Annotated in this window: 28 protein-coding genes; 13 read left to right on the top strand and 15 right to left on the bottom strand. The window is 72.2% G+C overall.

Annotated features, from left to right (window positions below; all coding sequences use genetic code 11):
* Positions 1 to 9 precede the first annotated feature (9 nt).
* The 7 genes from ACFV9D_RS25370 to ACFV9D_RS25340 all read left to right on the top strand — a co-directional run bounded on the left by ACFV9D_RS25370 (position 10) and on the right by ACFV9D_RS25340 (position 5,495).
* Positions 10 to 579 carry a PadR family transcriptional regulator gene (locus tag ACFV9D_RS25370; protein ID WP_385150493.1) on the top strand — a complete coding sequence of 190 codons (570 nt, stop codon included), beginning with the start codon at positions 10 to 12 and terminating at the stop codon, positions 577 to 579.
* A gap of 53 nt (positions 580 to 632) precedes the next feature.
* Positions 633 to 1,607, top strand: a complete 975-nt coding sequence (locus tag ACFV9D_RS25365; RefSeq protein ID WP_385150490.1) for a LysR family transcriptional regulator — start codon at positions 633 to 635, stop codon at positions 1,605 to 1,607.
* A 77-nt stretch (positions 1,608 to 1,684) separates the two neighbouring features.
* Positions 1,685 to 2,149, top strand: coding sequence for a peroxiredoxin (locus ACFV9D_RS25360; protein ID WP_385150488.1), 465 nt, complete (start codon positions 1,685 to 1,687; stop codon positions 2,147 to 2,149).
* Between the two features lie 162 nt (positions 2,150 to 2,311).
* Positions 2,312 to 2,716 (top strand): SHOCT domain-containing protein, encoded by a 405-nt coding sequence (locus tag ACFV9D_RS25355; protein WP_385150485.1) that lies wholly within the window; start codon positions 2,312 to 2,314, stop codon positions 2,714 to 2,716.
* Between the two features lie 194 nt (positions 2,717 to 2,910).
* Positions 2,911 to 3,735, top strand: coding sequence for a hypothetical protein (locus ACFV9D_RS25350; protein WP_385150483.1), 825 nt, complete (start codon positions 2,911 to 2,913; stop codon positions 3,733 to 3,735).
* Between the two features lie 36 nt (positions 3,736 to 3,771).
* Positions 3,772 to 4,224 (top strand): RrF2 family transcriptional regulator, encoded by a 453-nt coding sequence (locus ACFV9D_RS25345; protein WP_385150481.1) that lies wholly within the window; start codon positions 3,772 to 3,774, stop codon positions 4,222 to 4,224.
* A gap of 80 nt (positions 4,225 to 4,304) precedes the next feature.
* Positions 4,305 to 5,495 carry a globin domain-containing protein gene (locus ACFV9D_RS25340; protein ID WP_385150479.1) on the top strand — a complete coding sequence of 397 codons (1,191 nt, stop codon included), beginning with the start codon at positions 4,305 to 4,307 and terminating at the stop codon, positions 5,493 to 5,495.
* 123 nt (positions 5,496 to 5,618) lie between these two features.
* Here ACFV9D_RS25340 and ACFV9D_RS25335 read toward each other — a convergent pair whose 3' ends face one another.
* From ACFV9D_RS25335 to ACFV9D_RS25320, 4 genes are all read right to left on the bottom strand, one after another.
* Complete coding sequence (locus ACFV9D_RS25335) at positions 5,619 to 5,990, bottom strand: peptidase inhibitor family I36 protein (RefSeq protein WP_385150476.1); 372 nt, start codon at positions 5,988 to 5,990, stop codon at positions 5,619 to 5,621.
* Complete coding sequence (locus ACFV9D_RS25330; RefSeq protein WP_385150473.1) at positions 5,990 to 6,688, bottom strand: hypothetical protein; 699 nt, start codon at positions 6,686 to 6,688, stop codon at positions 5,990 to 5,992. Before ACFV9D_RS25330 ends, ACFV9D_RS25335 begins: the two co-directional genes overlap by 1 nt.
* Positions 6,689 to 7,075: 387 nt before the next feature.
* Positions 7,076 to 7,852 carry a polysaccharide deacetylase family protein gene (locus tag ACFV9D_RS25325; RefSeq protein WP_385150470.1) on the bottom strand — a complete coding sequence of 259 codons (777 nt, stop codon included), beginning with the start codon at positions 7,850 to 7,852 and terminating at the stop codon, positions 7,076 to 7,078.
* A 242-nt stretch (positions 7,853 to 8,094) separates the two neighbouring features.
* Positions 8,095 to 8,472 carry a hypothetical protein gene (locus tag ACFV9D_RS25320; RefSeq protein ID WP_385150467.1) on the bottom strand — a complete coding sequence of 126 codons (378 nt, stop codon included), beginning with the start codon at positions 8,470 to 8,472 and terminating at the stop codon, positions 8,095 to 8,097.
* Between the two features lie 191 nt (positions 8,473 to 8,663).
* Between ACFV9D_RS25320 and ACFV9D_RS25315 the strand changes: the two genes are divergently transcribed.
* Positions 8,664 to 9,200: a DUF6328 family protein gene (locus ACFV9D_RS25315; RefSeq protein WP_385150464.1), complete on the top strand. Its 537-nt coding sequence runs from the start codon at positions 8,664 to 8,666 to the stop codon at positions 9,198 to 9,200.
* A 13-nt stretch (positions 9,201 to 9,213) separates the two neighbouring features.
* On the opposite strand, the gene ACFV9D_RS25310 is transcribed toward ACFV9D_RS25315, so the two are convergent.
* From ACFV9D_RS25310 to ACFV9D_RS25300, 3 genes are all read right to left on the bottom strand, one after another.
* The gene (locus ACFV9D_RS25310) at positions 9,214 to 10,761 is read right to left on the bottom strand and encodes an ATP-dependent DNA ligase (RefSeq protein ID WP_385150461.1); all 1,548 of its coding nucleotides are present in this window, start codon (positions 10,759 to 10,761) and stop codon (positions 9,214 to 9,216) included.
* A 114-nt stretch (positions 10,762 to 10,875) separates the two neighbouring features.
* Positions 10,876 to 11,838 (bottom strand): DUF6397 family protein, encoded by a 963-nt coding sequence (locus ACFV9D_RS25305; protein ID WP_385150459.1) that lies wholly within the window; start codon positions 11,836 to 11,838, stop codon positions 10,876 to 10,878.
* Positions 11,839 to 11,967: 129 nt separating this feature from the next.
* The gene (locus ACFV9D_RS25300; RefSeq protein WP_385150456.1) at positions 11,968 to 12,381 is read right to left on the bottom strand and encodes a roadblock/LC7 domain-containing protein; all 414 of its coding nucleotides are present in this window, start codon (positions 12,379 to 12,381) and stop codon (positions 11,968 to 11,970) included.
* 138 nt (positions 12,382 to 12,519) lie between these two features.
* Between ACFV9D_RS25300 and ACFV9D_RS25295 the strand changes: the two genes are divergently transcribed.
* The gene (locus ACFV9D_RS25295) at positions 12,520 to 12,945 is read left to right on the top strand and encodes a PPOX class F420-dependent oxidoreductase (RefSeq protein ID WP_385150453.1); all 426 of its coding nucleotides are present in this window, start codon (positions 12,520 to 12,522) and stop codon (positions 12,943 to 12,945) included.
* 32 nt (positions 12,946 to 12,977) lie between these two features.
* On the opposite strand, the gene ACFV9D_RS25290 is transcribed toward ACFV9D_RS25295, so the two are convergent.
* The 5 genes from ACFV9D_RS25290 to ACFV9D_RS25270 all read right to left on the bottom strand — a co-directional run bounded on the left by ACFV9D_RS25290 (position 12,978) and on the right by ACFV9D_RS25270 (position 18,294).
* Positions 12,978 to 13,598: an ATP/GTP-binding protein gene (locus ACFV9D_RS25290; protein WP_385150450.1), complete on the bottom strand. Its 621-nt coding sequence runs from the start codon at positions 13,596 to 13,598 to the stop codon at positions 12,978 to 12,980.
* The gene (locus tag ACFV9D_RS25285; protein WP_385150447.1) at positions 13,579 to 13,995 is read right to left on the bottom strand and encodes a DUF742 domain-containing protein; all 417 of its coding nucleotides are present in this window, start codon (positions 13,993 to 13,995) and stop codon (positions 13,579 to 13,581) included. Before ACFV9D_RS25285 ends, ACFV9D_RS25290 begins: the two co-directional genes overlap by 20 nt.
* A 30-nt stretch (positions 13,996 to 14,025) precedes the next feature.
* On the bottom strand, positions 14,026 to 14,460 hold the full coding sequence (locus ACFV9D_RS25280) for a roadblock/LC7 domain-containing protein (protein WP_385150444.1): 435 nt from the start codon (positions 14,458 to 14,460) through the stop codon (positions 14,026 to 14,028).
* Positions 14,457 to 17,258, bottom strand: a complete 2,802-nt coding sequence (locus ACFV9D_RS25275; RefSeq protein WP_385150441.1) for a nitrate- and nitrite sensing domain-containing protein — start codon at positions 17,256 to 17,258, stop codon at positions 14,457 to 14,459. Before ACFV9D_RS25275 ends, ACFV9D_RS25280 begins: the two co-directional genes overlap by 4 nt.
* 145 nt (positions 17,259 to 17,403) lie before the next feature.
* Positions 17,404 to 18,294: an MHYT domain-containing protein gene (locus tag ACFV9D_RS25270; protein ID WP_385150438.1), complete on the bottom strand. Its 891-nt coding sequence runs from the start codon at positions 18,292 to 18,294 to the stop codon at positions 17,404 to 17,406.
* A 151-nt stretch (positions 18,295 to 18,445) separates the two neighbouring features.
* Here ACFV9D_RS25270 and ACFV9D_RS25265 point away from each other — a divergent pair, with 151 nt between their 5' ends.
* The 4 genes from ACFV9D_RS25265 (at position 18,446) to ACFV9D_RS25250 (ending at position 21,885) form a co-directional block, all read left to right on the top strand.
* The gene (locus tag ACFV9D_RS25265) at positions 18,446 to 19,048 is read left to right on the top strand and encodes a class I SAM-dependent methyltransferase (protein WP_385150435.1); all 603 of its coding nucleotides are present in this window, start codon (positions 18,446 to 18,448) and stop codon (positions 19,046 to 19,048) included.
* 99 nt (positions 19,049 to 19,147) lie between these two features.
* The gene (locus ACFV9D_RS25260; RefSeq protein ID WP_385150432.1) at positions 19,148 to 19,453 is read left to right on the top strand and encodes a hypothetical protein; all 306 of its coding nucleotides are present in this window, start codon (positions 19,148 to 19,150) and stop codon (positions 19,451 to 19,453) included.
* A gap of 99 nt (positions 19,454 to 19,552) precedes the next feature.
* Positions 19,553 to 20,368 carry a hypothetical protein gene (locus ACFV9D_RS25255; protein WP_385150429.1) on the top strand — a complete coding sequence of 272 codons (816 nt, stop codon included), beginning with the start codon at positions 19,553 to 19,555 and terminating at the stop codon, positions 20,366 to 20,368.
* Between the two features lie 137 nt (positions 20,369 to 20,505).
* Positions 20,506 to 21,885: a tannase/feruloyl esterase family alpha/beta hydrolase gene (locus ACFV9D_RS25250; protein ID WP_385150680.1), complete on the top strand. Its 1,380-nt coding sequence runs from the start codon at positions 20,506 to 20,508 to the stop codon at positions 21,883 to 21,885.
* 9 nt (positions 21,886 to 21,894) lie between these two features.
* On the opposite strand, the gene ACFV9D_RS25245 is transcribed toward ACFV9D_RS25250, so the two are convergent.
* From ACFV9D_RS25245 to ACFV9D_RS25235, 3 genes are all read right to left on the bottom strand, one after another.
* Complete coding sequence (locus ACFV9D_RS25245) at positions 21,895 to 22,440, bottom strand: MOSC domain-containing protein (protein WP_385150426.1); 546 nt, start codon at positions 22,438 to 22,440, stop codon at positions 21,895 to 21,897.
* A gap of 118 nt (positions 22,441 to 22,558) precedes the next feature.
* Positions 22,559 to 22,741 carry a hypothetical protein gene (locus ACFV9D_RS25240; protein ID WP_385150423.1) on the bottom strand — a complete coding sequence of 61 codons (183 nt, stop codon included), beginning with the start codon at positions 22,739 to 22,741 and terminating at the stop codon, positions 22,559 to 22,561.
* Between the two features lie 16 nt (positions 22,742 to 22,757).
* Positions 22,758 to 23,837 carry a fatty acid desaturase family protein gene (locus ACFV9D_RS25235; protein ID WP_385150420.1) on the bottom strand — a complete coding sequence of 360 codons (1,080 nt, stop codon included), beginning with the start codon at positions 23,835 to 23,837 and terminating at the stop codon, positions 22,758 to 22,760.
* Positions 23,838 to 23,880 lie beyond the last annotated feature (43 nt).

Below are 23,880 nucleotides of genomic sequence, written 5' to 3'. Positions count from 1 at the left end.
TTTGTCCGGATGTCTCTCAAGCACGCGGTCCTGGCAGCCCTCCTGGAGGGCGAGGCATCCGGATACGACCTGGCCAAGATCTTCGACGTGTCGGTGGCCAACTTCTGGGCCGCCACGCCGCAACAGCTCTATCGGGAGCTGGACCGGCTCTCCGACGCCGGTCTGATCGCCGCCCGCGTCGTGCAGCAGGAACGGCGCCCGAACAAGCGGATGTTCTCGCTGACCGACGCGGGACGCCAGGACCTCATGGCGTACACGGCCCAGCCGCCGCGTCCGACCGCCATCCGTGACGAGCTGATGGTCCAGGTGCAGGCGTGCGACGAGGGCGACACCGACGCGGTGCGCGGCTTCGTCGAGGAGCGGATGGAGTGGGCGCGGGGCAAGCTCGCACGGTGGGAGAGGCTGCGCGAGTGGATGCTCGCCGGCCGGGACGAGGCCACGTACCTGCTCGAGGCGGAACGGATCGGCCCCTATCTCACGCTGATGCGGGGCCGCTCCCTCGAAGAGGAGAACCTGCGCTGGGGCGAGCAGGTGCTCACGATCCTGGATCAGCGCCGGGCCGTACGGCAGCAGGCCTGAGGCAGGGGCGGCCACCGGCACGGCCACCCATTCAGGTGCCTATGCTTGGCAGCGTGAGGGATAGAAAGCGCGATGGCCGTGGGGGCGACGGCTCGGAGGTCGACCGGAGCCGTCCGCCCGCGGCTCCACGCGGGCCGCTCGACCTGTCGCTGCTGCGCACCTTCCTCGCGGTCCACCGCACCGGATCCTTCACGGCCGCCGCCCGACTGCTGAGCCTCTCCCAGCCGACCGTCACCACCCAGATCCGTTCGCTCGAACGCCGCCTGGACCGCGAGCTGTTCGAGCGGCAGCCGCGTGGCGTGGCGCCGACACCGTACGCCGACGAGCTGGCCGCCCAGGTGGCGGCGCCGATCGACGCGCTGGCCGCCGTGGCCGACCACGGCCCGGGGGCAGCTCCCTCCCCTCAGCCGGTCCATCTCGCCGGGCCCGCCGAGTTCCTCTGCGTGACGGCCCTGCCCGCCCTCGCCCCGCTGGTCGGGGAGGGTGTACGGCTCCAGGTGACACCGGGACTGACCGACGAGCTCCTCGACGGGCTGCGGGCGGGCCACCACGATCTGGTGATCTCGACGGTCCGACCGCGCGGACGGACCCTGACCTCCGTACCCCTGGCGGACGAGGAGTTCGTGCTTGTCGCCTCGCCCGACTGGGCCCGGCGGATCGGCCCCGACGCCGTCGCGGAGGACGGGCCCGCCGCCCTGCACGGCGTGCCGATGGTGATGTACGCGGAGGATCTGCCGATCGCCCGCCGCTACTGGCGCCATGTCTTCGGCCGACGCCTGACCGGCGAGGCAGCCGTCACCGTGCCCGATCTCCGGGGCGTCGTCGCCGCGGTCGCGGCAGGGGCCGGTTTCAGCGTGCTCCCGCACTACCTGTGCCGGGGGGAACTCGACTCCGGGCGGCTCGTGGCGCTCCTGGAACCGGAGGACCCCCCGATCAACACGTCCTATCTGGCCCAGCGCCCCGGCACCCCCGAGAACCCGCACGTGACCCTCGTACGGGACCGCTTGCTGGCCGCCGCCCGCGACTGATGACGCACCTTCTTACCCTGCGGTAACGTCACCGGGCGTCGACCGGAGGGGCCGGTCACGGACAAGGGGCGGACCGGATGAACGTCGGTGACATCGTCGAGGACTTCACTCTCCCGGACGAGACGGGGACACCCCGCTCGCTGGTCGACCTCCTCGCGGACGGGCCGGTGGTCCTGTTCTTCTACCCGGCCGCACTCACCCCCGGCTGCACGGCCGAGGCATGCCACTTCCGCGACCTGGCCGGCGAGTTCCGGGCGGCGGGAGCCCTTCCGGTCGGCATCAGCTCCGACGAGGTGGAGCGGCAGCAGGAGTTCGCCGACCGTCACTCGCTCGGCTATCCGCTGCTGTCCGACCCGGAGGGCGCGATCCGCGACCGGTTCGGGGTGACGCGCGGCTTCTCGCTCGCGCCGACGAAACGGGTCACGTTCGTCATCGACCAGGACCGCCGGATCCTGGAGGTGGTGCGCAGCGAGCTGAGGATGAGCGCGCACGCCGACCGCGCGCTGGCGGCGCTGCGGGCGCGCACGGCCGGACCGGCCTGAACCGCGGACCCTTCTGTACGCGCTGTCCATCCGATCACGGCCTCTGGCGCCCGCACGTCGAATCACGGCGCCGTCGCCTCGACATGCGGGCGGGCCGGGGTTGGGCAAAACTCGCTCGTACGCGCGGTCCGACAGCGGCCGCGGCCGGAACGGAGTGCAGGAATGGACGACTACCCTCTCCTCAACGTCTTCTGGACCATGCTCTGGTTCTTCCTCTGGATCATGTGGCTGTTCCTTCTGTTCAAGTGCATCACGGACATCTTCCGCGACCACGAGATGAACGGCTGGGGCAAGGCAGGATGGCTGATCTTCTGCATCCTGCTCCCCTACCTCGGCGTGTTGGTCTATGTGATCGCCCGCGGCAAGGGCATGACCCAGCGGGATCTCAAGCAGGCCAGGGAGAACGAGGCAGCGTTCCAGTCGTACATCCGCAAGGCGGCCGGCACGACCCCCGGTGAGGGCAAGGGCAGCAGCGCCGACGAACTGGCCCGACTGGCCGAGCTCAAGGACAAGGGCGCCATCACGAACGAGGAGTTCGAGAGGGCGAAGGCCAAGGTCCTGTCCTGACGAACCCGGACCCGGACCCGGACCCGAACTCGGTTCCGGACCCGAACTCGGACCCGAACTCGGTTCCGGACCCCCCGGGCCCGGAGCTGAATCCGGACGCTCCGGCGCCCGCGCTCTCCCGTTCGCTGCTGCGGGAGGCGTGGGCCGCACCGGGCCGGCTGCCGGAGCTGCTCGCGGACTACGCCCTGCGGCACATGGGCCCTCCGGCGGGCCGGGCCGTGCGGCGGCTGCGGAGCAAGCATCCGGAGGCAGCACCCGCCGAGCTCCGCGCCATGGTCGCGACCCGTGGCCGTCGCGCGGCCACGGCCGAAGGGGCCTTCGTGGGCGGGCCGTTCATGCTGCTCATCCCGGTCGCGTTCTGTGGCGCCCTGCTGGTCCAGGCGCGGACGGTGCTCGAACTGGCAGGCCTGGACGGCCGGGACACCACCGAGCCCCGCCGTGCCGCCGAACTGCTCGTCCTGCAGGGGGTGTACGCGGACGTGGAAGCGGCGCGGGCCGGTCTTCGCGCCCGCCCGGCACCCGAAGACGACAGCCGGCCCGCTTCCGGCCGGCTCGCCACGCTCTGGGATCTGATCCTGCGCATGGCCCGTCTTCTCGGCATCCTCACACCGGACGACACCGACCGGAGCAGATTCGCCCGGTTGGGCCAGTGGGCTCTCTTGGGCCTCGTCTTCCTGATCGGCCTCGTGGCGCCGCTGGTGTGGCTGCCGTACCTGGCGGTCTCGTACGACCGTGCCACCAGGCGGCTGCTGGACCGGGCGACCCTCTACTACGTCGGCACCCGGGACACGCCCACGGAACGCGGCCCCCGTCTCCGGCCGGAGATGGTGCCGGCCGGGCTACGGGCGCTGGCCTCCATCCTGGTACCGGTTGTGGGCCTGGCTCTGGTGCTCTTCACGGACCTGGAGCTCGCGGGCGCGAAGTGGCCGCTGATCGCACTACTGCTGGCCGTTTCCCCCTTGGTCGTGGGCGGTCTGTGGCTCTGGCGCCGCCATCGCTCCCGGACCCCGGGCCCTTAATAAGCGTCCGAAATGCTTGTTTGATACGGTCATGGCGTGCGGTTGACGAAATTCACCGACCTGGCGCTCCGTGCCGTGATGCGCCTGGCGGTTCCCGAACCCCCCGGGGCGGACCTCTCCACCACCACACGCGAGGTGGCGGAGGTGATGGCCGTGCCCTACGCCCACATGGCGAAGGTGGTCACACGGCTCCAGCATCTCGGGGTCGTGGAGGCACGGCGCGGCCGCGGCGGCGGCCTCGCCCTCACCGAGACCGGGCGGCGCGCTTCGGTGGGCTGGCTGGTGCGGACACTCGAGGGCGAGGAGGAGGTCGTCGCCTGCGAGGGTGAGACCCCGTGCCCGCTGCGCGCGGCCTGCCGGTTGCGCGGGGCCCTCCGCGAGGCGCAGGAGGCGTTCTACCGCACACTCGATCCGCTCACGGTCGCGGATCTGGTCGAGTCGCCCACCGGTCCCGTACTCCTCTCGCTGAGCGCGCGCCACGGCGACTGACACCCACCGTCTCCATGCCCCACCCTCGGGCCCCTTCACGGCCTTAAATACGCAGATCATCTACCAGAATTGGAGTTCCCATGCTGTCCGAGCAGTCCGTCCCGGTCGTCCGCGCCACACTCCCCGTCGTCGGAGCCGCGCTCGGCGACATCACCGATCGGTTCTACGCCGGGATGTTCGAGGCCCGCCCCGAGCTGCTGCGGGATCTGTTCAACCGTGGCAACCAGGCCAGCGGCGACCAGCGGCGCGCGCTGGCCGGCTCGATAGCCGCGTTCGCCGGAGCGCTCCTCGACAGCCCGGACACCCGGCCGGACGTGATGCTCTCGCGGATCGCGCACAAGCACGCCTCACTGGGCGTGACGTCCGAGCAGTACAAGATCGTCCACGAGCATCTCTTCGCGGCGATCGTCGATGTGCTCGGCGAGGCCGTCACGCCCGAGGTCGCACGGGCGTGGGACGAGGTCTACTGGTTGATGGCCAACGCCCTCATCGCTCTGGAGGCCCGTCTCTACGAGGAGACGGGTGTCGCGGAGGGCGAGGTACGCCGGCCGATGGAGATCGTCGAACGGCACCAGGAGACGGCCGACACCGTCTCCTTCGTGCTGCGGCACACCGACGGGCGGCCGACGGAGTCGTTCCGGCCGGGACAGTACGTGAGCGTTCGCGTCGAACTGCCCGACGGCGCCCGACAGATCCGCCAGTACAGCCTCTCCGCCGCGCCCGGACGGCCCCAGTGGCGGATCACGGTGAAGCGTGTGGCCGGCGCCCCCGCGGGCGAGGTCTCGACCTGGCTGCACGAGCACGGGCGCGTGGGCGACACGCTTGAGGTGTCCGCGCCGTTCGGCGACCTCGTCCTGCCCGAGGGCGACGGCCCGCTGCTCCTCGCCTCCGCGGGGATCGGCTGCACGCCGATGCTGGCCATGCTCGACCACCTCGCCACCACCGGCTCGCGGCGCCCGGTGACCGTCGTCCACGCCGACCGTTCGCCCGCGGACCACGCGCACCGCGAGGAGCTGCGCCGACTGGTCGACGCGCTGCCGCAGGGCTCCCTCCACCTCTGGTACGAGGAGCCGGGCGACGCCGCGGACGCCCTCCCCGGCCGCGCGGACGTCACCGCACTCGACCTCCCCGCCGACGTGACGGCCTACCTCTGCGGCCCCCTGCCGTTCATGCGGCAGGTGCGCGGCGACCTACTGGCCCGCGGAGTCGCCGCGGCAGCCGTCCACTACGAGGTCTTCGGTCCCGACCTGTGGCTCGGCGCCGAGGGCTGACGCCCCTGGGCGTACCGGTGGTGGGACTCCCCCACGACCCGTCTCCCGGTCACGACCGCCTGAGGCCCGATCGGCCCCCGCACCGTCGGCGGAGCGGGAGCCGATCGGGCGGCCGGGCTCCGCTCAGCAGCTCATCGCCCAGGTGTGGGAGTCCCCGCGGTCATTGGCGACGCCGTTGTAGCCGACCTCCTGGCCGGGGGTCAGGCAGATCGTCATGGCGCCGCCCTGCCAGGCGTTCTCGTACACGCGGACGTGGTCCTTGACGCCCGCTCCGGAGATGCCGTGGTTGGCCCAGGAGGAGTCGGTGTCGGCGATCCAGTTCTCCCACCAGCCGTCGTCGCCGCTCCAGTTGGCGCGCTGGCCGCCGAAGTTCGCCTCCTGCCATGTACAGAAGTGGCCGCTCGGGCAGTCGGCCGCCTGGACCGGTGTGGTCAGCGCGAGGCCGCCGGCGAGGGCGAGCAGAGCCGCGGCGGTGGTGGTGAGCATGCGCTTCATCAGGTGTGGGTGCCTTTCCGTGTGGTGGTGCCCGCGGACAGTTCGGCTGCCCGCTGCAGTGCGCGGGTGCGCAACTGCCGGTAGGTGGTGAGCTGATCGGCGCGCAGGGCGCGCACCTCCGCCAGCTCGGCGGGTTCCAGCCGGGCACGTACGTCGGCCAGTCCGCTCTCGCGCTCGCACCGGGCGGCGACGGCGGGGTCCGGGCGTTCGGGGCGTGGGCGGCCGGGCGGGGCGGCGCACCGGGTCCAGCGCTCCAGTGCCGCTCGGTGGGCGGGATCGTTCTTCATCCGTGCCTGGGCTTCGGCGCGCAGGTTGTCCACGGTCACTTGGGCGCGGAACCAGCGGGTCTGATCGCCGTAGAGATTCTGTCGCGCGGTGGCGAGACAGCCGTCGGTGTGGGCGGTGACGGTGTGACCGGTGGCGAGCGTGAGGGACAGCTCGTGCGGGCCGGTGCCGAAGAGGGCGGCCTGGAGGCGTCGGTCGTCGTCGGGCGTGGGCGGCTTGACGGCGAGGGTGAGTCCCCTGGCGTCGAGGCAGTGGTCGACGAGGGTGCGCTCGACGGTCCTCAACAGCTCGTCCTGAGCCTGGGGCGTCGACGGGACGGACGGTCCGGGCGTGACGGTTGCGCAGCCCGCGAGAAGGAGCGCGGCGACCACCGTCCCGGCGCTGCGGTGGACGTGCGCGGCGCTGCGGAACATGCGATCCCCCTCGCGAAGTGCCTGGTCAGCGGGGGTCATCGTGATCGTCCCCGCCCGGGGCGATCACTGCCCGGGTGGGGGCGGCCCCATGCGGGAGGTCACTCGAAGGGGTCGAACGCGCCGGAGTGTGCGCCGCTCGGGGGTGGTCAGCGCCTGCGGGAAGGGTCCGGTTCCCGGGAACGACACAGCCCCGGTTGGACGGGGGATTCCAACCGGGGCCGTTTGCCGTGACGACGAAGAGCGGTCACCTCAAGGGGGGGACCTGGGAACCGGACCCCTTCGCAGTCACATATGAATGAACGATAAACCTTCACTCGGTGTTCCGAGGTATCCGGGGTGACCGGTGTGAGACACCTCACCCCGTTTTGGCCACGCCCGGATCTCACTCTACGGACGGTAGACCTCGCCGGGCTCGACCTTGCCCGGCGACATCAGCTGCGGCACGGTCACGAATGTGAAGCCCCGCTTCTTCAGCTCGTCGATGATCCCGGGGACGGCGGGAACGGTCCCGTCGTAGATGTCGTGCAGCAGGATGATGCCGTCACCCTCGGCGCCGTCGAGTATCCGCTTCCGTATGAGCGCGGAATCGGTCGTCGAGTAGTCCTTGGCAGTGACGCTCCAGAGGATCTGCGCGAGGCCGAGTTCACGGCTCACCTCGGCCACCGTGCCGTCGGTACGCCCCTGCGGCGGCCGCATCAGGGTGGGCCTGCGCCCGGTGATCTTCTCGATCGCCTCCTGGGTGCGGGAGAGTTCGTCACGGACCTCCCCGGCCTCCAGGTCCGTCAGGATCCGATGGCTCCAGGTGTGGTTGGCGACCTCGTGCCCCTCGTCGGCGATGCGCTTGACCACCTCGGGATAGCGGTCGACGTGCTTCTTGCCGAGCAGGAAGAAGGTGGCCGGGACCTGCTTCTCCTTGAGGACGTCGAGGAGGTGCGGCGTGTCCTTCCCGGGCCCGGCGTCGAAGGTCAGCGCGATGCACTTCGCCTCGGTGCAGTCGACCGCACCGCCCGCACCCGCCTTGTCGTCCGATCCGACGGCCTTGCCCCTGGCCTCCCCCGGGGTGACCGGGTCGACCCCGCAGCCACTGAGCGCCAGCACCAGAGAGGCCGCCACCAGAAGGGCGGCGGCCGATCCCCGGCGCTTGCCGGGCTTGGTTCGGAACATGCTGAATCCCACTTTCCCCGTCGACGACTTCGAAGCCACTCGTGCCTGGTCAGGGCGGCTACGAGTGGCACGTCGAGCACTCTACACACGGTGTATACATGCCGTGCATAGGGGGGTGGACAGTGAGGGCGTGGGGCAGTGATCCGTAGAGCGGGACGGCGGGTCCGTGGGCAGACGTGTGCCCCGGGCGGCGCCCGTCCGCTCCGCCCGGGGTGACCGTGTGGGCCGGCGCGGCCGGCCCGTCAGCGGGAAGCGAGCAGCAACCGCGCCTCGGTCTCCTGGTCGCCCGAGACCGACTGCAGCGACTGGATGTCGAATGTGGCGGCGAGCGTCTTCTCCATCTCGTCGACGGCGTGGTAGCCGCCGGTCAGCAGCGCTCCGACCATGCCGGTCAGATGAACCGGCGTGGTCTCCTCACGACGGCCCGCGGCCGTGTCGAAGGTGGCCATCCACACCGTGGTGGCGGGTTCCGTGGCCACCCGCGGGCCCGGCGCCGTCATGTCCTCGAGTTCGTAGAAGTGGTCGAGGACATCGAAGACTGCCTGGGCGTCCTCCCGGTTGCAGTCGCTCAGCTGCACGGTGACATCGGTGTCGATGTGCGTGTCGTACACGTCGATCATCTCCTCGCGGCCAGGCGGGCCGGTCGTCCTGCCACGCTTCCAGCATCCCTCGCGCGGGGGCGTCCCGCGAGGTCCGGACCGGTGCGCGCGGAGCCGTGGCGGCGGGCCCCGGTCCCCGTCCTCGGGAACCATCGGGGTTGAGGTCCCCGTGAGCGGTTACCAGCGACGTGGGGACGACATCGGGAGGTGCCGTGAACAGTCGGACCGGCAGCGAGCGGACGGAGGGCAGCGGTCTCTCTCGAGGGCGCCACGAGACGGAGGAGGAGCGCGCCGACCGGCAGTGGGGCGAACTGATGCAGGAGATCAGGGTCGCCCAGACGGGCGTGCAGATCCTGTTCGGTTTTCTGCTCACCGTCGTCTTCACGACCCGCTTCCCGGAACTGTCGGACACCGACCGGGCGATCTACGTCGTCACCGTGTCGCTGGGCGCGGCGGCCACCGGCGCCCTGATCGGGCCGGTCTCCTTCCACCGGCTGGTGGCGGGGCGGCGGATCAAACCGCATGCCGTGGTCTGGGCCTCACGGCTGACGTTCATCGGGCTTCTGCTGCTGCTCGCGACGCTGACGACGGCGCTGCTGCTGGTCCTGCGCGTGGCGACCCAGGACTCGTACGTGCCCTGGCTCGTGACCGGTCTGGTCACCTGGTACCTGCTCTGCTGGTACGTGCTACCGCTCTGGGTGCGGGGCCGCTACACGAACAGCGACAGCGACAGCAAGGACGGAAGCTGAAGGCGCCGCCGCGTCACCCGCGGCCGGTCACCCGCTCCACGGTGTCGGCCTCGGCGGCGGACTTGTCGGGGCGGTGGCGTACGACCCGGGCGAAGCGAAGGGTGACGCCCGCCGGGTAGCGGGTGGAGCGCTGAAGGCCGTCGTAGGCGATCTCGACGACGAGTTCGGGCCGTACGCGTACGGTGAACCCGTCGTCGTCCAGGGCCAGTTCGCCCAGCTTCTCGGTCTGCCAGCGCAGCATCTCGTCCGTGAGCCCCTTGAACGTCTTGCCGAGCATCACGAACGTGCCGTCGGCGGCGCGGGCGCCGAGGTGGAGGTTCGAGAGCAGTCCGGTACGACGGCCGTGGCCCCACTCCGCGGCGAGGACGACGAGGTCGAGGGTGTGCACCGGCTTGACCTTGAGCCAGGTGCGGCCTCGCCGTCCTGCCACATAGGGCGCGTCCAGCGCCTTCACCAGGACCCCTTCGTGCCCCCGGGCCAGGGTGTCGGTGAAGAACCGCTCCGCCGCCTCGACCTGCTTCCCGGAGCCGGGGTCGTCGACGACGAACCGCCGTACCCGCAGCGCCTCGGGGAGCAGACGGACCAGGACGGCATGGCGCTCCCGGCCGGGTCGGTCGATGAGGGCCTCGCCGTCCGCGGCGAGCACGTCGAAGAAGACGGGTGAGAGCGGCACCGCGGCGCTGGCCGTCTCGACGTCGACGCGCGAGCCGACCCGAGAGGCGATGTCCTGGAAGGCCATCGGCCGACCGGTGGCCGGGTCAAGGGCGATGACCTCGCCGTCCAGGATGAACGAGTCGGCCGTCATCTCCCTGGCTCGGGCGACGACTTCCGGCAACCGCCCGGTGATGTCGTCGAGCGAACGGGTGAACACCCGGACCTGGTCCCCCTGACGGTGCACCTGGATGCGGATGCCGTCCAGCTTCTCCTCGACGACGCAGGGTCCGAGGCCGTCGACCGCCTCGGTGACCGAGCCGGCGGTGTGGGCGAGCATGGGCAGGACGGGGGTGCCGACCCGCAGCGCGAAGGTGTCGAGGGCGGCCGGGCCGTCGGCGAGCACGGCCTGCGCGACGCGGGGCAGGGACCCTTCGAGCATCACGGCCCGACGGAGCTCGGCGGAGGGCACGATGGCGGCCCGCGCGACGCCCTCCAGGGCGATGGCGTCGAGGGCGCCCTGACGCACGTCGCCGGAGAGCAGTCGCAGCAGGAACTCCTGCTCCGGCCGGGTGGCGGCGGCCATCAGCTCACGAACCAGCCGGGCACGCTCCGCCTGCGAACCGGCACCGGACACGGCGGCGAGCGCGGTCATGGCGCCATCCGTGCCGGCGAGCGTGAGGGTGGGGTCTTCGGCGGGCGGCACGGCCGGCGGGATCGCCTCCTTGAGTACGCTCCAGCCGACGCCGATGCGCCCCTGCGGGAGCCGGCCGGAGAGATACGCGATCACGAGCGGGCTCTCCTCGGGGGCGGCCTCCGCGAACAGCTCGGCCAGCACGGCGATCTTCCGCGAGCGGGCGGAGGTGGCGGCGACCTGCTGGGAAGCGTCCGCGACTCGGGCCAGGAGCATGGGCCCATCCTCCCTCGCGCGCATGCGGAGCCGCACGTCGGACGAGGCACCGAACCCCGCCGACCCGGACACCCCCGAGCCCGTCGGAGACCCCGCCCCCGAGCCCGGACACCCCTAGCCGGGCATCACCACCTCCGCGTCTCCTGCCTCCGCCGACTTCCGGCGCCGGAGCCGGTCGAGGAGTCCGCGGCGGGTGCGGTGGACGGTCGGGCGCCCCAGCGTCGCCGGGCGGGGTGGCCTGGCGACGGCCGGCCCGGCTCCCCCGTCCGGGCGCGGTGCCGGTCGATCCGCGCGGGCCTCGTCCAGGGCGAGGGCCAGGCTCATGCGGTGCCAGAGGATCTCGTCCGGATCGTCCGCCAGCATGAGCCGGTCCGCGATCTCGCGGGACGTCGCCGACTCCGGTCGCCCGGAGGGCGGTTCCGGGCGCAACCGGTCCAGATGGGTGCGCTCGTAGGGGTCGTCGACGACCTCGGCCAGCTGGACCGGGTCGAGGAGCGAGGCGATCGCCGACGCCCGAGCCCAGGGGTCCTCGGTCGCGCGCAGCAGCAGCCCCAGTCGCCGGGCCCGCCAGTTCCGGGGCCGCCGGTCCTCGCCTCCGTCGATCCTCTCGCGGATCTCCCGCGGAAGCCTGCCGGTCAGCAGGCTCTCCCGCGTCAGGGCGAACTCGCCCAGTTCACCGGCGAGATAGAGCCAGACGACCGCGCGATAGCGGTTGAGATAGAACCGCACCGGGCTGAAGTGCCCTGTCCTGGCCAGCTTGGTGAAGCGGTCCGGCGTCACGGAGAGCAGCCCGGCCGCCTCTGTCGTACCGACCGTGCGGACGCGCTCGCGCAGTCCGACCGGGAAGTCCGGTGCGGCTCTGAGCCGGTCGATCTCGGCCTGCTCCACCCTGCGCCGCTCACCCGGTGCGCCGAGGACGCCGGCGGCGCCCGGTCCCCTCGGGGCACCGGGCGCCATGCCCGCCACCGTCCTCACCAGCCCCAGCTGAACAGCGAGCCGGAACTCGTCGCGCCTCAGTTCCAGTTCCTGCGCTGCCCGCGTCGGTGCCAGTGCGCGCATGCCTTCTTCCACCGTCATGACGGTCTCCCCCGTGAGCGACGAATACTCTCGGTGACGACCGTAGCCCGCAGCGCCCGACTCCCGCTCGGCCTGTGGACAACGGTCGGAAGCCTCGCCAGACGGCGCCCACGCGACCTGTGGACAACCTCAGAGCTCGGCGATGCCCGCCCGGCCGGGCTGCCGCGCCGCCACACCGAGGTGCTCGCCGACCCGGTTCACCAGCAGCGTCATCTCGTACGCGACCTGGCCGACATCCGCCTCCGCCGCGCTCAGCACGCACAGGCAACTGCCCTCGCCCGCCGCCGTCACGAAGAGCAGGGCCTCGTCGAACTCGACCATCGTCTGCCGGGCGCGGCCGGCCTGGAAGTGCCGGCCCGAGCCACGGGCCAGGCTGTGCAGTCCCGAGGACACCGCGGCCAGATGCTCGGCGTCCTCCCGTTCCAGACCACTGCTCGCGCCCGTCACCAGCCCGTCGTTCGACAGCACCAGCGCGTGCCGTATGTACTCGACCCGCTGGGTCAAGTCGTCCAGGAGCCAGTCCAGTCCCTTGTCCAGCGCCATGTGTCGGTCCTTCCCCCTGTGTGTGGCGTCCCCGTCGACCCGAAGTCCCCGCGGTCCGCGTGTCGCGCGCAAGCCTTACGCACTGTCGTGGACAGAGCAAGCACCCCTCGACGCCTTGCGTGCCGCAGGATGGGGGGCATGGCAAAGATGACCGAGGAACAGTGGCGGGCCTTCGTGTCCGAGGGAACCCGTACCGGCAAGCTGGCGACCGTGCGCGACGACGGAAGTCCGCACGTGGTCCCGATCTGGTTCGTCCTCGACGGCGACGACGTCGTCTTCAACACCGGCAAGGACACCGTGAAGGGGCGCAATCTGGCCCGCGACGGGCGGGTGGCCCTGTGCGTCGACGACGACCGGCCGCCGTTCGCCTTCGTCATGCTCCAGGGCCGCGCCGAGGTCAGCGAGGACTCGCTCGAGCTGCGCCGCTGGGCCGCCCGTATCGGCGGCCGCTACATGGGCGAGGACCGCGCCGAGGAGTTCGGCGCGCGCAACGGGGTCCCCGGCGAACTGCTCGTCCGCGTACGGATCGACACCGTGGTGGCCCGGGGCGGCGTCTCCGACTGAGCACCCCGGACCTCCCGTCCCCTCGACACCCCTCACCCGACCGAGTCCAGGAGCCGGGCCGTGTGCATGCGCCCGGCGTACTCGACGAGTCGGATCAGCACCTCCTTGCCCGAGTCCCGGTCCCGCGCGTCGCACAGCACCACGGGCGTGCCGCGGTCCAGGTCCAGCGCGCGCGAGACCTCGTGCGCCCCGTAGTTCCGGGCGCCCGCGAAGCAGTTGACCGCGACGACGAAGGGGATCTTGCGGTGCTCGAAGTAGTCCACCGCGGGGAAGCAGTCCTCGAGTCGTCGCGTGTCGGCGAGGACGACGGCCCCGAGCGCCCCCTGGGACAGCTCGTCCCAGAGGAACCAGAACCGGTCCTGCCCCGGTGTACCGAAAAGGTAGAGGGAGAGTCCGGAGCGGATCGTGATGCGGCCGAAGTCCATCGCCACGGTGGTGGTGGTCTTCTGGTCGACGCCTCCGGTGTCGTCGACGGCCTCCCCGGCCCGGCTGAGCTGTTCCTCGGTGCGCAGGGGCCGGATCTCGCTGACCGCGCCCACCAGGGTGGTCTTGCCGACGCCGAATCCGCCGGCGACGAGGATCTTCAGGGCGAGGGCCGTGGTGTCCACGCCGCCGCCCGCACCGGTGCTGCTGTCAGAGCGCTCGTAGGCCATCGATGACTTCCCTCAGGATCCGTTCGTCGGGCAGCTGTGCGGGCGGTACGGGTCGGCTGACCTTGACGAAGCCCGCTTCGAGGAGGTCGCCGAGGAGAACACGGACGACCCCGACGGGCAGGTCGGCGTCGGCGGCGAGTTCGGCCACCGACTGCGTCTCGGCCCGGCACAGGGTGAGCAGGGCCCGGTGCTCCGGGCCGAGGAGCGATTCCTCGGCCGGGCCGGGCGGGTCGTCGTCGACGACGACGAGTGCGATGAGGTCGAACCGTACGTTGCTGGGCCCCGGCTTCGTACGGCCACCGGTCATGGCGTACGGCCGGACGAGTGGCCCCGCGTCCGCGTCGTACCACTGACTGCCCGGCACGGCCTGGCCGTCGCCGGTGCTGTCCTCGTTCATGGGTGTCTCCGGTGTCTCCGGTGGCTGCGGTCAGCCGGCGGCCGGCGGCGTCGCCGTGAGTCGCGGCGGGGTGTGCAGGTGTTCGCCGACGCGCTTCACCAGGCGGGCCATCTCGTAGGCGATGAGACCGATGTCGGCGCTCACCGAGCTGAGGACGGCGAGGCAGGAACCGTCTCCCGCGGCGGCGACGAACAGGAAGCCGTCGTCCATCTCCACCATCGTCTGGCGTACGCCCCCGGTGTGGAACTGACGGCCCGCGCCCTTGGCGAGGCTGTGGAATCCGGAGGCGATGGCGGCCAGGTGCTCGGCGTCCTCCCGGCTGAGACCGCTGGACGAGCCGACGGCCAGCCCGTCGTTGGACAGGACGACCGTGTGCCGGACCTCGCGGACCCGGACGACGAGGTCGTCGAGGAGCCAGTCGAGTTCACCGGAGCGGTGGTGGGACATCCTCTCGTGGTCGATCATGCGTGGTCTCCTTCACTGCCGAAGTCGCGGCCGAAGTCGCGTCCGTGGTCACGGTCGTCGTCACGGTCGAGGTCGCTGCCCGGGCCGGGGCCGGCGCCGGGGTCGTTGCCGAAGGTGCGGCCGGAGCCGGACCCGGTGCCGAGGGGGCGTCGGGTGCCGGGGGCCGCGCCGCCGCCGCGCGTCCAGCCGTCGCGGTAGGCGGTCATGCGGTCCCTGACCTGTTCAGGAGTGCGTTCCTCCGCACCCTGGACGGCCGGGGTGGACGGGGGATCGGCCGGGGGCGCCTCGCGCAGCTGCGGTACGAGGCTGGCCTGGCGTACGCGGCGGGGCAGATCGCCGGATTCGTCGACGGGGCCGGGGGCCTCCGAGGGGCCGGAGCCGGCCGGGGCGGGCGCCACCGGCGGGGGTGGGGCCGAACGGCCGCGCTGTCGCAGGGTGGTGACTCCGGCGGGCGGCTGCTCGGGGGTGCCTGTCCCCGGACCCTCCGGCTGCCCCGCCAGGGCGGGGATGCGCGGCGGGCGCGGGAGGGGCTGCGCCTGGGACGGTACGGGGGCCACGGCGGCGGGCTGCTTCTGCCGGTGGCGCGGGAAGGACGGCTCCGGCCCGTCGTCGGCACGCCCACGGTCCCCGTGCGTGCCGGGCGGGGCGTAACCGGGGGCCGTGTAACCGTGCGTGGCATCGCTGCGCGTGCCTTCGGGTACCCGCGGGTTCGGAGTGCTCCGCCCGGGCGGGAGCGCGCTCTGCAGCACGTCGTTGGGGAGCAGGACGACCGCTGTCGTACCGCCGTACGGCGAGGTGCGCAGATGGACCTTGATGTCGTGGCGGGAGGAGAGCCGGCTGACCACGAACAGGCCGAGCCGGTCGCTGTCGAACAGGTCGAGGGCCTCGGACTGCTCGATCCTCGTGTTGGCCTCGGCGAGGCTCTCCTTGCCCATGCCGAGGCCCCGGTCCTCGATCTCCAGGGCGTAGCCGTTGCCGACCGGTTCCCCGCTGATCCGCACCTTGGTGTGGGGCGGGGAGAACTGGGCGGCGTTCTCGATGAGCTCGGCCAGCAGGTGGGTGAGGTCGGCGACGGCGCCGCCGACGACGGCCGTCTCGGGGAGCTGGCGCACCTCCACGCGCGCGTAGTCCTCGATTTCGGAGACGGCGGCCCGTACGACGTTGGTGAGCGGGACCGGCATCCGCCAGGCCCGGCCGGGGGCGGCGCCGGAGAGGATGATCAGGCTCTCTGCGTGCCGCCGCATGCGGGTCGTGAGGTGGTCGAGCCGGAAGAGGTCGCCGAGCTCGTTCGGGTCGTCGGCCCGGCGCTCCATGCTGTCCAGCAGGTTGAGCTGCCGGTGGACGAGGACCTGGCTGCGTCGGGCGAGGTTGACGAAGACGCCGGAGATGCCGCTGGCGAGTTCGGCGCGCTCCACGGCGGCGGACAGCGCCGCCCGGTGGACGGTGGTGAGCGCCTCGCCGACCTGACCGATCTCGTCCTGCGGCGCGGGTCCCGGCGGGGCTTCGGCGTGCACGTCGATCTCCTCGCCGGCGCGCAGCCGCCGCATGGCGGCGGGGAGTTTACGGCGGGCGATCTCCAGAGCGGTGTTGCGCAGGCTGACCAGTTCGATGACAAGGGCTCGGCCGATGCGCACGGAGATCACGAGGGAGGCGGCGACGGCGGCGAGGCCGAGCAGCACCGCGGCGCCGCCGGCGGTCAGCGCACCGCCGGCGAACGGGTCCGCGCGGTCGGCCGCGGCGCGCCGGGCGTCCGTCTCGATCGTGGTGAACTCGCCGCGTACGACAGCCATGGCGTCGTCCCAGGTGGCTGCCGGCACGGCCTGGGCGGCCTTGCGGCCGGGGGCGGCGGCGCGCACCCGGTCCTCGGCGGCGGTGAGCTGCTGGTAGCCGCGCTGGGCGGCGAGCTTCTCCCAGGCGGCGCGCTCGGGGCCGCGCAGGTCGGCGGTGGCGGATTCGGCGAGGGTACGACGGGTCTCGACGGCCCCGGTGAACTGCCGAAGCCTTTCCGCACTGAGTTCGCCGCCGAGGTGGGCGGAGCCGAGCAGGGCGTCCTCGCGGGCGAGCATCTCGCCGGCGCGCCCGAATTCGAGCAGCACGCGCGCGTCGGAGCCGATCTCCGCGTCCTGGATGCCGGTGAGCGCGCCGTGGACGGCGAAGGCGGCGGTGATCGCGGCGGTGTACTCCGTGTACACCTGATCCCAGTCGGCCTTGCCCGCGGCCGCGGCGGTACGGAGCCGGCCGAGGCCCTCGGCCTTGGTGACGAACTTCTCGACCCGGTCGGCGACATCGCGGGGCAGGTCGCCCGTGCCGCCGACGGTGTGCCGGTCGTCGAGGCGGAGCCGGGCGACGGCGGCGTCGGTGCGCCGGACCTGTTCCTTGAGCTCCGTGACGCGCCCCGCTCCGGGTGCGGCGACCTGGCGTACGGCGGCGCGGCGTTCGGCCTGCAGGGCGGTGACGGCCGCGGCGACGGGTTCGCGGATCTCCGCGTCGACCTGTTCGAGCTGGCGGAGCCTGGCGATGTCCTGCGCGGTGGTGACGGTGGCGAATCCCCACAGGGCGAGCAGCGACACGACGGGGACCATCAGCAGCGAGACGATCTTCGCCCGGACGGTACGGGGGCGCAGCCCACGGCGTCGGGGCGCACCTGCCTGACCGCCCAGCCCGGCCGGGTCGGACTGCGCGCCGGGGGCGCGCTCCGGGGGTTCGTCGGCGGGTGGCCCTGCGTGCGCGCGCCGGCCACGCGCCGCCTGCGGCGGCGCCGGGGTGTCGGCGTCCAGGGTCTTGCGGGGAGTTCGCATGGCCTCCTCGTTCCGGCTGCGTCTGTCCTGGTGCGGTGTGCGTCCCTCACGCGCTCTTCGCGCGTGCCGCGCCTCGGCGGGGCGGGGGCGGGTCGGCGGCGGGCCTGGGCCTGGGGGTCCGGCCGCGTTCGGCTCAGGTGTGGGTCTAGGTGTGGGCCCTTCCGCCGTCCACGGGTCCGGCTGGGTAGGCGTAGGAGGCCGCGGCACCCCTGGTGTCGGCGGCGGCCGGTTCCGGGCGGTAGCCGGGCGGCGCGACGTCGACCGCGCGTTCGTCGGGCTCGGTGAGGCGCTCGGCCGAGGCGTACGCGGCGCGTTCCCTGGCCGTCGGGGAGAGGGCGACGAAGGCCGAGGTGATGAAGAGATAGGAGCCGAGTCCGACGGCCAGGGGGAAGATGAACTGCATGGCCGTGGCCCCGGGCAGCTCCGTCGCCGAGGGGGCGACCTCGACGCCGACGGCGAACATGCCGGTGTAGTGCATGCTGCTGACGGCCGCTCCCATGACCAGCGAGGCGAACGCCACGGCGGCCGGCGCGTGGATGTTGAGCGCCGCCCACAGCGCCGCGGTCGCGGCGACGACGGCGATGACGACGGAGAGCGCGACGAGCACGGGGTCGTACGTCACCCGCCCGTGCAGCCGCAGGGCGGCCATGCCCATGTAGTGCATGCTCGCGACTCCGATGCCGGTCGTGAGACCGCCGATCAGGAGGGAGCGGACCCGGTCGCGGCCATAGCCGACGGCGAAGACGCCGACTCCGACGACGGCCATGGCGATGAGCAGGCTGAGAATGGTCAGCGGAACGTTGTAGCGGATGTCGGTCCCGGTCACGCCGAAGCCGAGCATCGCGACGAAGTGCATCGTCCAGATGCCGGTGCCGATGGCGGACGCGGCGGTGAGCAGCCAGTTGCGCCGCGAGCGGCCGGTCGCGTCGAGCGCGCGTACGGTGCAACGGAGCCCGAGGGCAGCGCCTATGCAGGCCATCGCGTACGACAGCACAGGTGTCAGCCAGCCGAAGGTGGCGTGGTCCAGGTGTCCCATGGCTCAGGGACGCTAGTCCGGACAAGGGGGCGCATCGGGGGCGCATTTCGAAACCTGATGGAATATGACATAGAGATGTTCCAGAACGATCGTGCCGCGCTCGAACGTGCACACAGGACGTTCACCCCTGAGGCTGAGGCATCATGCACGCATGAGCGATGACCCCACCCATGTCCAGGAGTTCTTCGGCGCCCGCGCCGCCGACTGGGACGCCCGCTTCCCCGACGACGGCCCCGCCTACGCCGCGGCCGTCGCCGATCTCGGCCTGCGGTCCGGCGCCGCGGTGCTCGACGCGGGGTGCGGCACCGGTCGCGCCCTGCCCGCGCTGCGCGCGGCGGTCGGTCCTGCCGGGACCGTCATCGGCGCCGATGTGACCCCGGAGATGCTGGCCGAGGCGGTACGCGCCGGGCGCGACGGATCCGCCGAGCTGCTCCTGACGGACGTCGCCCGGCTGCCGCTGCGCGACGGGGCGCTCGACGCGGTGTTCGGGGCAGGTCTGATCTCCCATCTGGCGGACCCCGCCGAGAACTTGCGCGAACTGGCCCGGGTGGTCCGGCCCGGCGGACAGCTCGCCCTCTTCCACCCCATCGGCCGGGCCGCCCTCGCCGCCCGCCACGGCCGGCAGATCACCGACGACGACCTGCGCGCCGAGCCCAACCTGAGGCCGCTTCTCGCCGGTTCCGGATGGCGGATGGTCAGTTACGTGGACGAGGACGACCGTTTCCTGGCGCTCGCCGTTCGCCAGGACCGGTGATCCCCTGCGCCGCCCGAACCCGACGCACCCTTCTGTCCCGGCACTTCCCTGTCTACGGTGGAGGTGCCGGGCAGCCGTGTCCGGGGAAGGCGGCAGGCCATGGCCCGTATGCGAACCATCTTCAACGCCCTCCTGCCGACCGCGCGACGGGCACCGGAGGAGCCGCCCGCGCCGCCCCGGGCACGACGCCAGCACAACCTCTTCGAAGCCGCGGCCGTCTATGTGGTCGGTTGCGTCGAGGACGACCAGGACCGGATGGACGAGGCCGCCACCTGGGTCTCCCCTGAAGCCCTCTCCTTCGGCATCAACGAGCTCGCCTGCCGCGCCGTGATCGCGCTCGCCCGTGAGCGCGACGAGTCGCCGCAGACCGTGGCACGGTCGCTGCTCGGACTCCCGGGGGCCTGACCCGTACGGAATCGGCGGTGCCAGTTTCCTTCCGGAGACTCTCGACGCGCGGGTTACCCACTGGTTAAGGTGCGCCGACGACCAGATGGGGAGGCTGACGTGGCTACCGCCGACGACGACGCGCTGTACGTGCTGACCGCGGTGCTGCTCACGCCCGCGCAGTTCCCGAGCGTGCTCGGTGACGACTTTCCGGCCGCCTGCGCGGCGCTTGATCTCGAGCCGTACGCCGAGGGGTACGGGCTCGTCCTCGGCCAGGACGGCGGGGGCGCCCGGTGGACCGTGGTCATCGACGACGTGTCGCTGGTCGCGGTGGCCATCGCCTCCTGGGACTGCGGGATGGAGTACGACCTCTCCCCCGACGAGCGCTCGGTCGTGGCCGCGCTCCCGGGCTGGCCGCTCGCCGTGGCCACGGCCGCACCGGACCTCCCGGCCCCGCACGATCCGGAACCGGAGGAGGGCGACCGCGCGCCGCTGACCCCGCCGGACGGCGCCGACTGGGGGTCGGCTCAGCGCAGGCTGGGCGCCGACGAGGTGGCGCTGCAGTGGGCGGCATGGCGTGCGCAAATGGACGACGAGGGCGCGGACGGCTCCGCCGACGCGACCGACGCCCCGGGCGCCGGGCATGGGGACGACCAGGCGCGCGACCCCTACGAAGGTGTCCGCCGTGCCCTCGCCGAGCTGCGCGGCTATCTGGAGGACGCCCCTCCGGTGGGCCGTGTGCGCTCGAGCTTCGCCGCCGGCGGGGCGCGCATGCTGCGCGCCGACGGTCCCGGCTGGTCACTCGTCGCCCGGACCGACGACATGGCCTTCGTCCTCCTGGACGACGAACCCCGCGAGGTCCTTCCCGTGGCGCGCGGGCCGAAGCTGCCGGATCTTCTGGAGGCCCTGGACGCGATGGCGGTACGCCCCTCCTGACCCCGGGGCCCAAGGCCCCACATGGGCGGAAGGCCCGAGGTGTGGGCCCGGACCATGGCCGCACGGGAAGGGCGAGCCGCACGATGTGGCGGCGCACCCCCGTCCCGTCGTCCCGTTGGAGGCCGTCCATGCCGTCCCTGCGCCTGAACCGAGGCGTCCCCGTGCTCGCCGCGCTGCTGACCGTGCTGACCGTCGCCGGTCCCGCCGCGCCCGCCGGAGCCCGGTCCGGCCCTCCGCCCTCCTGCGCGCTACAGCACCGGATCCATGTGCCCGGCTCCGAGCACCAGGAGACGGCCTGCCTCGGGGATCTGACGACGGCGGGTCTGGCCGGCACCCGGTACACCGACATGGCCGACCAGGCGGGCCTCTCCGCGAAGGGCACCACGAACCCCTCCGACGTCCCGGGGATCCAGATCGACGGCTACTTCCCCGACGACTCGCGGCTCAACGCGACCCACGGCTGGGGCCACGACTCCCAGTTCGTGATCAGGCTCCCCGAGAACTGGAACGGCGGCCTGGTCGTCACCGGCGCGCCCGGCACCCGGCGCCAGTACTCCACCGACACGCTCATCTCCGACCACGTGCTCGCCCAGGGCTTCGCCTATGCCGCCACCGACAAGGGGAACACCGGGCCCGACTTCTTCACCGACGGACGCCGGCCGGGCGACGCGGTCGCCGAGTGGAACCGCCGGGTGACCGAGCTGACGAAGGCCGCGAAGAAGGCCGTGCGGCAGCACTACGGCCGGGCGCCCCAGCTTACGTACATGACGGGCATCTCCAACGCGGGCTATCTGACCCGCTGGCAGCTGGAGAACCGTCCGGAGCTGTACGACGGCGGGGTCGACTGGGAGGGCGTTCTCTGGACGACCCGCGGCCCCAATCTGCTGACGAGTCTCCCGGTGACCGTCGCCCGCTCCCTCGGCCGTGCCTCCGACGAGGACCTGATCGACGCCGGTTTCGCGCCGGGCTCGCACTTCCTGTGGCCGTACCACGAGAAGGCGTACTGGGGGCTGACACAGAAGATCTTCCGGGCCGAGTTCGATCCGTCGTACGACCCCGAGTGCCCGGGCACCACGGCCGGTGCGACGATCGAGCAGATCCTCGCCCCGTGCGCCTCCGACGCCTCGTACGACTACGCCTCCCGCCCCGCGTCCGTCCACCGTGCGGTCGCCCGGGTCGCACTGACCGGGCGCATCGGCAAGCCGCTGATCACCCTGCACGGCGACCTGGACACGCTGCTGCCGATCGCGACCGACTCCGTGGTGTACGCGGGGATGGTCGACGCGCGGGGCCGGTCCGGGAAGCACCGGTACTACACGGTCGAGGACGGCACGCACACCGACGGGCTGTACGACACCTACCCGGAGCAGCTGCGGCCGATCCTGCCCTGCTACCGCTCGGCGTTCGCGGCGCTCCGGGAGTGGGTCGAGGAGGGCACGGCTCCGCCCGCGGACCGTACGATCGCACGGCCGGCGGGCGGTGACGTGGTCAACTCCTGCGCGCTGAAGACCCCGTAGGGGCGGGGATCAGACCATCTCCAGGGGGCGGTGCGGCTCGGCCGGCAGCTCGACCCGTATCGGGTCGCCGGGCCGCACCTCGCCGCCGGTCAGCACGATGCTCATGATCCCGGCCTTGCGGACGATCTGTCCGTTCTCGTCCCGGCCCAGGACCTGCTTGAGCAGCCCGTGGCGGTAGTTGTCGATCTGGGCACACGGGTTGCGCAGGCCGGTGACCTCGACGACGGCCTCGGCACCGAGGTGGAGCCGGGTGCCGGTCGGCAGGCCGAGGAGGTCGATGCCCCGCGTGGTGACGTTCTCGCCGAGGGCGCCCGGGGCGACCTCGAACCCGGCCCCGGCGACCTCGTCGAAGAGTTCCGCGTGGATCAGGTGCACCTGCCGCAGGTTCGGCACGGTCGGGTCCTTGGCCACGCGGGAACGGTGCTTGACCGTGACGCCGGCGTGCACGTCCCCCTCCACGCCGAGACCGGCGAGCAGCGTGATGCTGTCCCGGTTCGGCTTCGTGAACGAGTAGACGCCGTTACTGCTGACCGTCGTGACGGTAGCGCTGCTCATGACGTGGAGCTCCCCTTCTCCGATCCGGAGATCACGTGCGGGTGATCACCTCCGGAGCCTACGCCAGACGTCCTTCGAGGTCGGCGGCGGTGGCCGAGGCCGGTTCCTGGGGTCGAGGTCAGCGGTGCAGCTCCTTGCGGGACATCCGGCGCAGCCGGCGCCGCTGGCTCGGGTCGAGGGCCAGGTAGGCGACGGCCGGGACGCCGAGCACCACCAGCAGGGACATCCAGAATCCGATGAGGGGCATCAGGAGGAGGCCGATGGCCACTCCCCCGATCACGATCTTCGTCCGTGTCGACATGTCCGACGCCTCCTTGTCACGCTGCCGAGCGCAGCGGCTCCCCGACCTCGTGCAGATGTCCGAGCGCCTGTCGGTAGGACTCGACGAAACCGGTCTCTGTGTAGGGGATACCCACCGTACGACAGTGCGCACGCACGGCGGGCTGGGCGAGTCGAAGATGCGGCCTCGGCATGCTCGGGAAGAGGTGGTGCTCGATCTGGTAGTTCAGTCCGCCGAGGAACCAGTCGGTGAGGCACCCGCCCCGGATGTTGCGCGAGGTGAGCACCTGGCGGCGCAGATGACCCCAGCTGTCGCCGTCCGGGTGGGCGTCGGGCATCTCCATGCCCTTGTGGTTGGGGGCGAATGCCATGCCCAGGTGCAGTCCGAGGAGCATCTGGTGGATCAGGGCGAAGACGAGCGCCTGGCCGACGGTGAGGGTGGTCAGGAGCAGGGTCGCGTAGCCGGCGACGTGGGCGAGGAGCAGGGCGCCTTCGACGAGGCGCTCGCGCCGGGTGCGGTACGGCCCGTCCTTGGAGAAGAGGGCCTGGAACCCGTACACCTTGAGCGCGATGCCCTCCAGGGTGGTCAGCGGGAAGAACAGCCACGCCTGGTGGCGGGTGAGCCAGCCGCGGAAGCCGGCGCGCCCGGTGGTCTGGTGCTGGGCGAAGACGAGGATGTCGGCCGCGACGTCCGGGTCCTTGTCGAGGTGGTTGGGGTTGGCGTGGTGGCGGTTGTGCTTGTCGTTCCACCACTCCTGGCTCATGCCGAGCAGGAGGTTGGCGTGGACGAGCTGGATGATCCGGTTCCGGCGCCGGTCGCCGCAGATCTGGGCATGCCCGGCGTCGTGTCCGACGAAGGCGACCCGGGCGGAGAGCAGGGCGAGCGGGACCGCGAGCAGCAGGGCCCACCAGGACGGTCCGAGCAGGACCAGACCCGCGACGACGGCGGCGATGCCGAGGAGGTTGACGGCGATGCCGCGGGCGTACCAGGCGGTCCTGCGTTCCAGCAGCCCCTGTTCCTTGACGGTGCGTAGCAACGGTGCGAACTCGCTGCCCCCGCCCCTTCTGGTGCCGGCGCTCCGGTCGGGCGCCGTGAGCGTTGCGGTGGCCTGGGGCATGGCGGTCTCCGGTGTCCGTGGGCGGGGCCGGGCGCGGGCCGCC

It is taken from the genome of Streptomyces sp. NPDC059875 (genome assembly GCF_042731085.1).
GTDB lineage: Bacteria > Actinomycetota > Actinomycetes > Streptomycetales > Streptomycetaceae > Streptomyces.
This window is presented reverse-complemented; position numbering and strand designations above follow the sequence as displayed.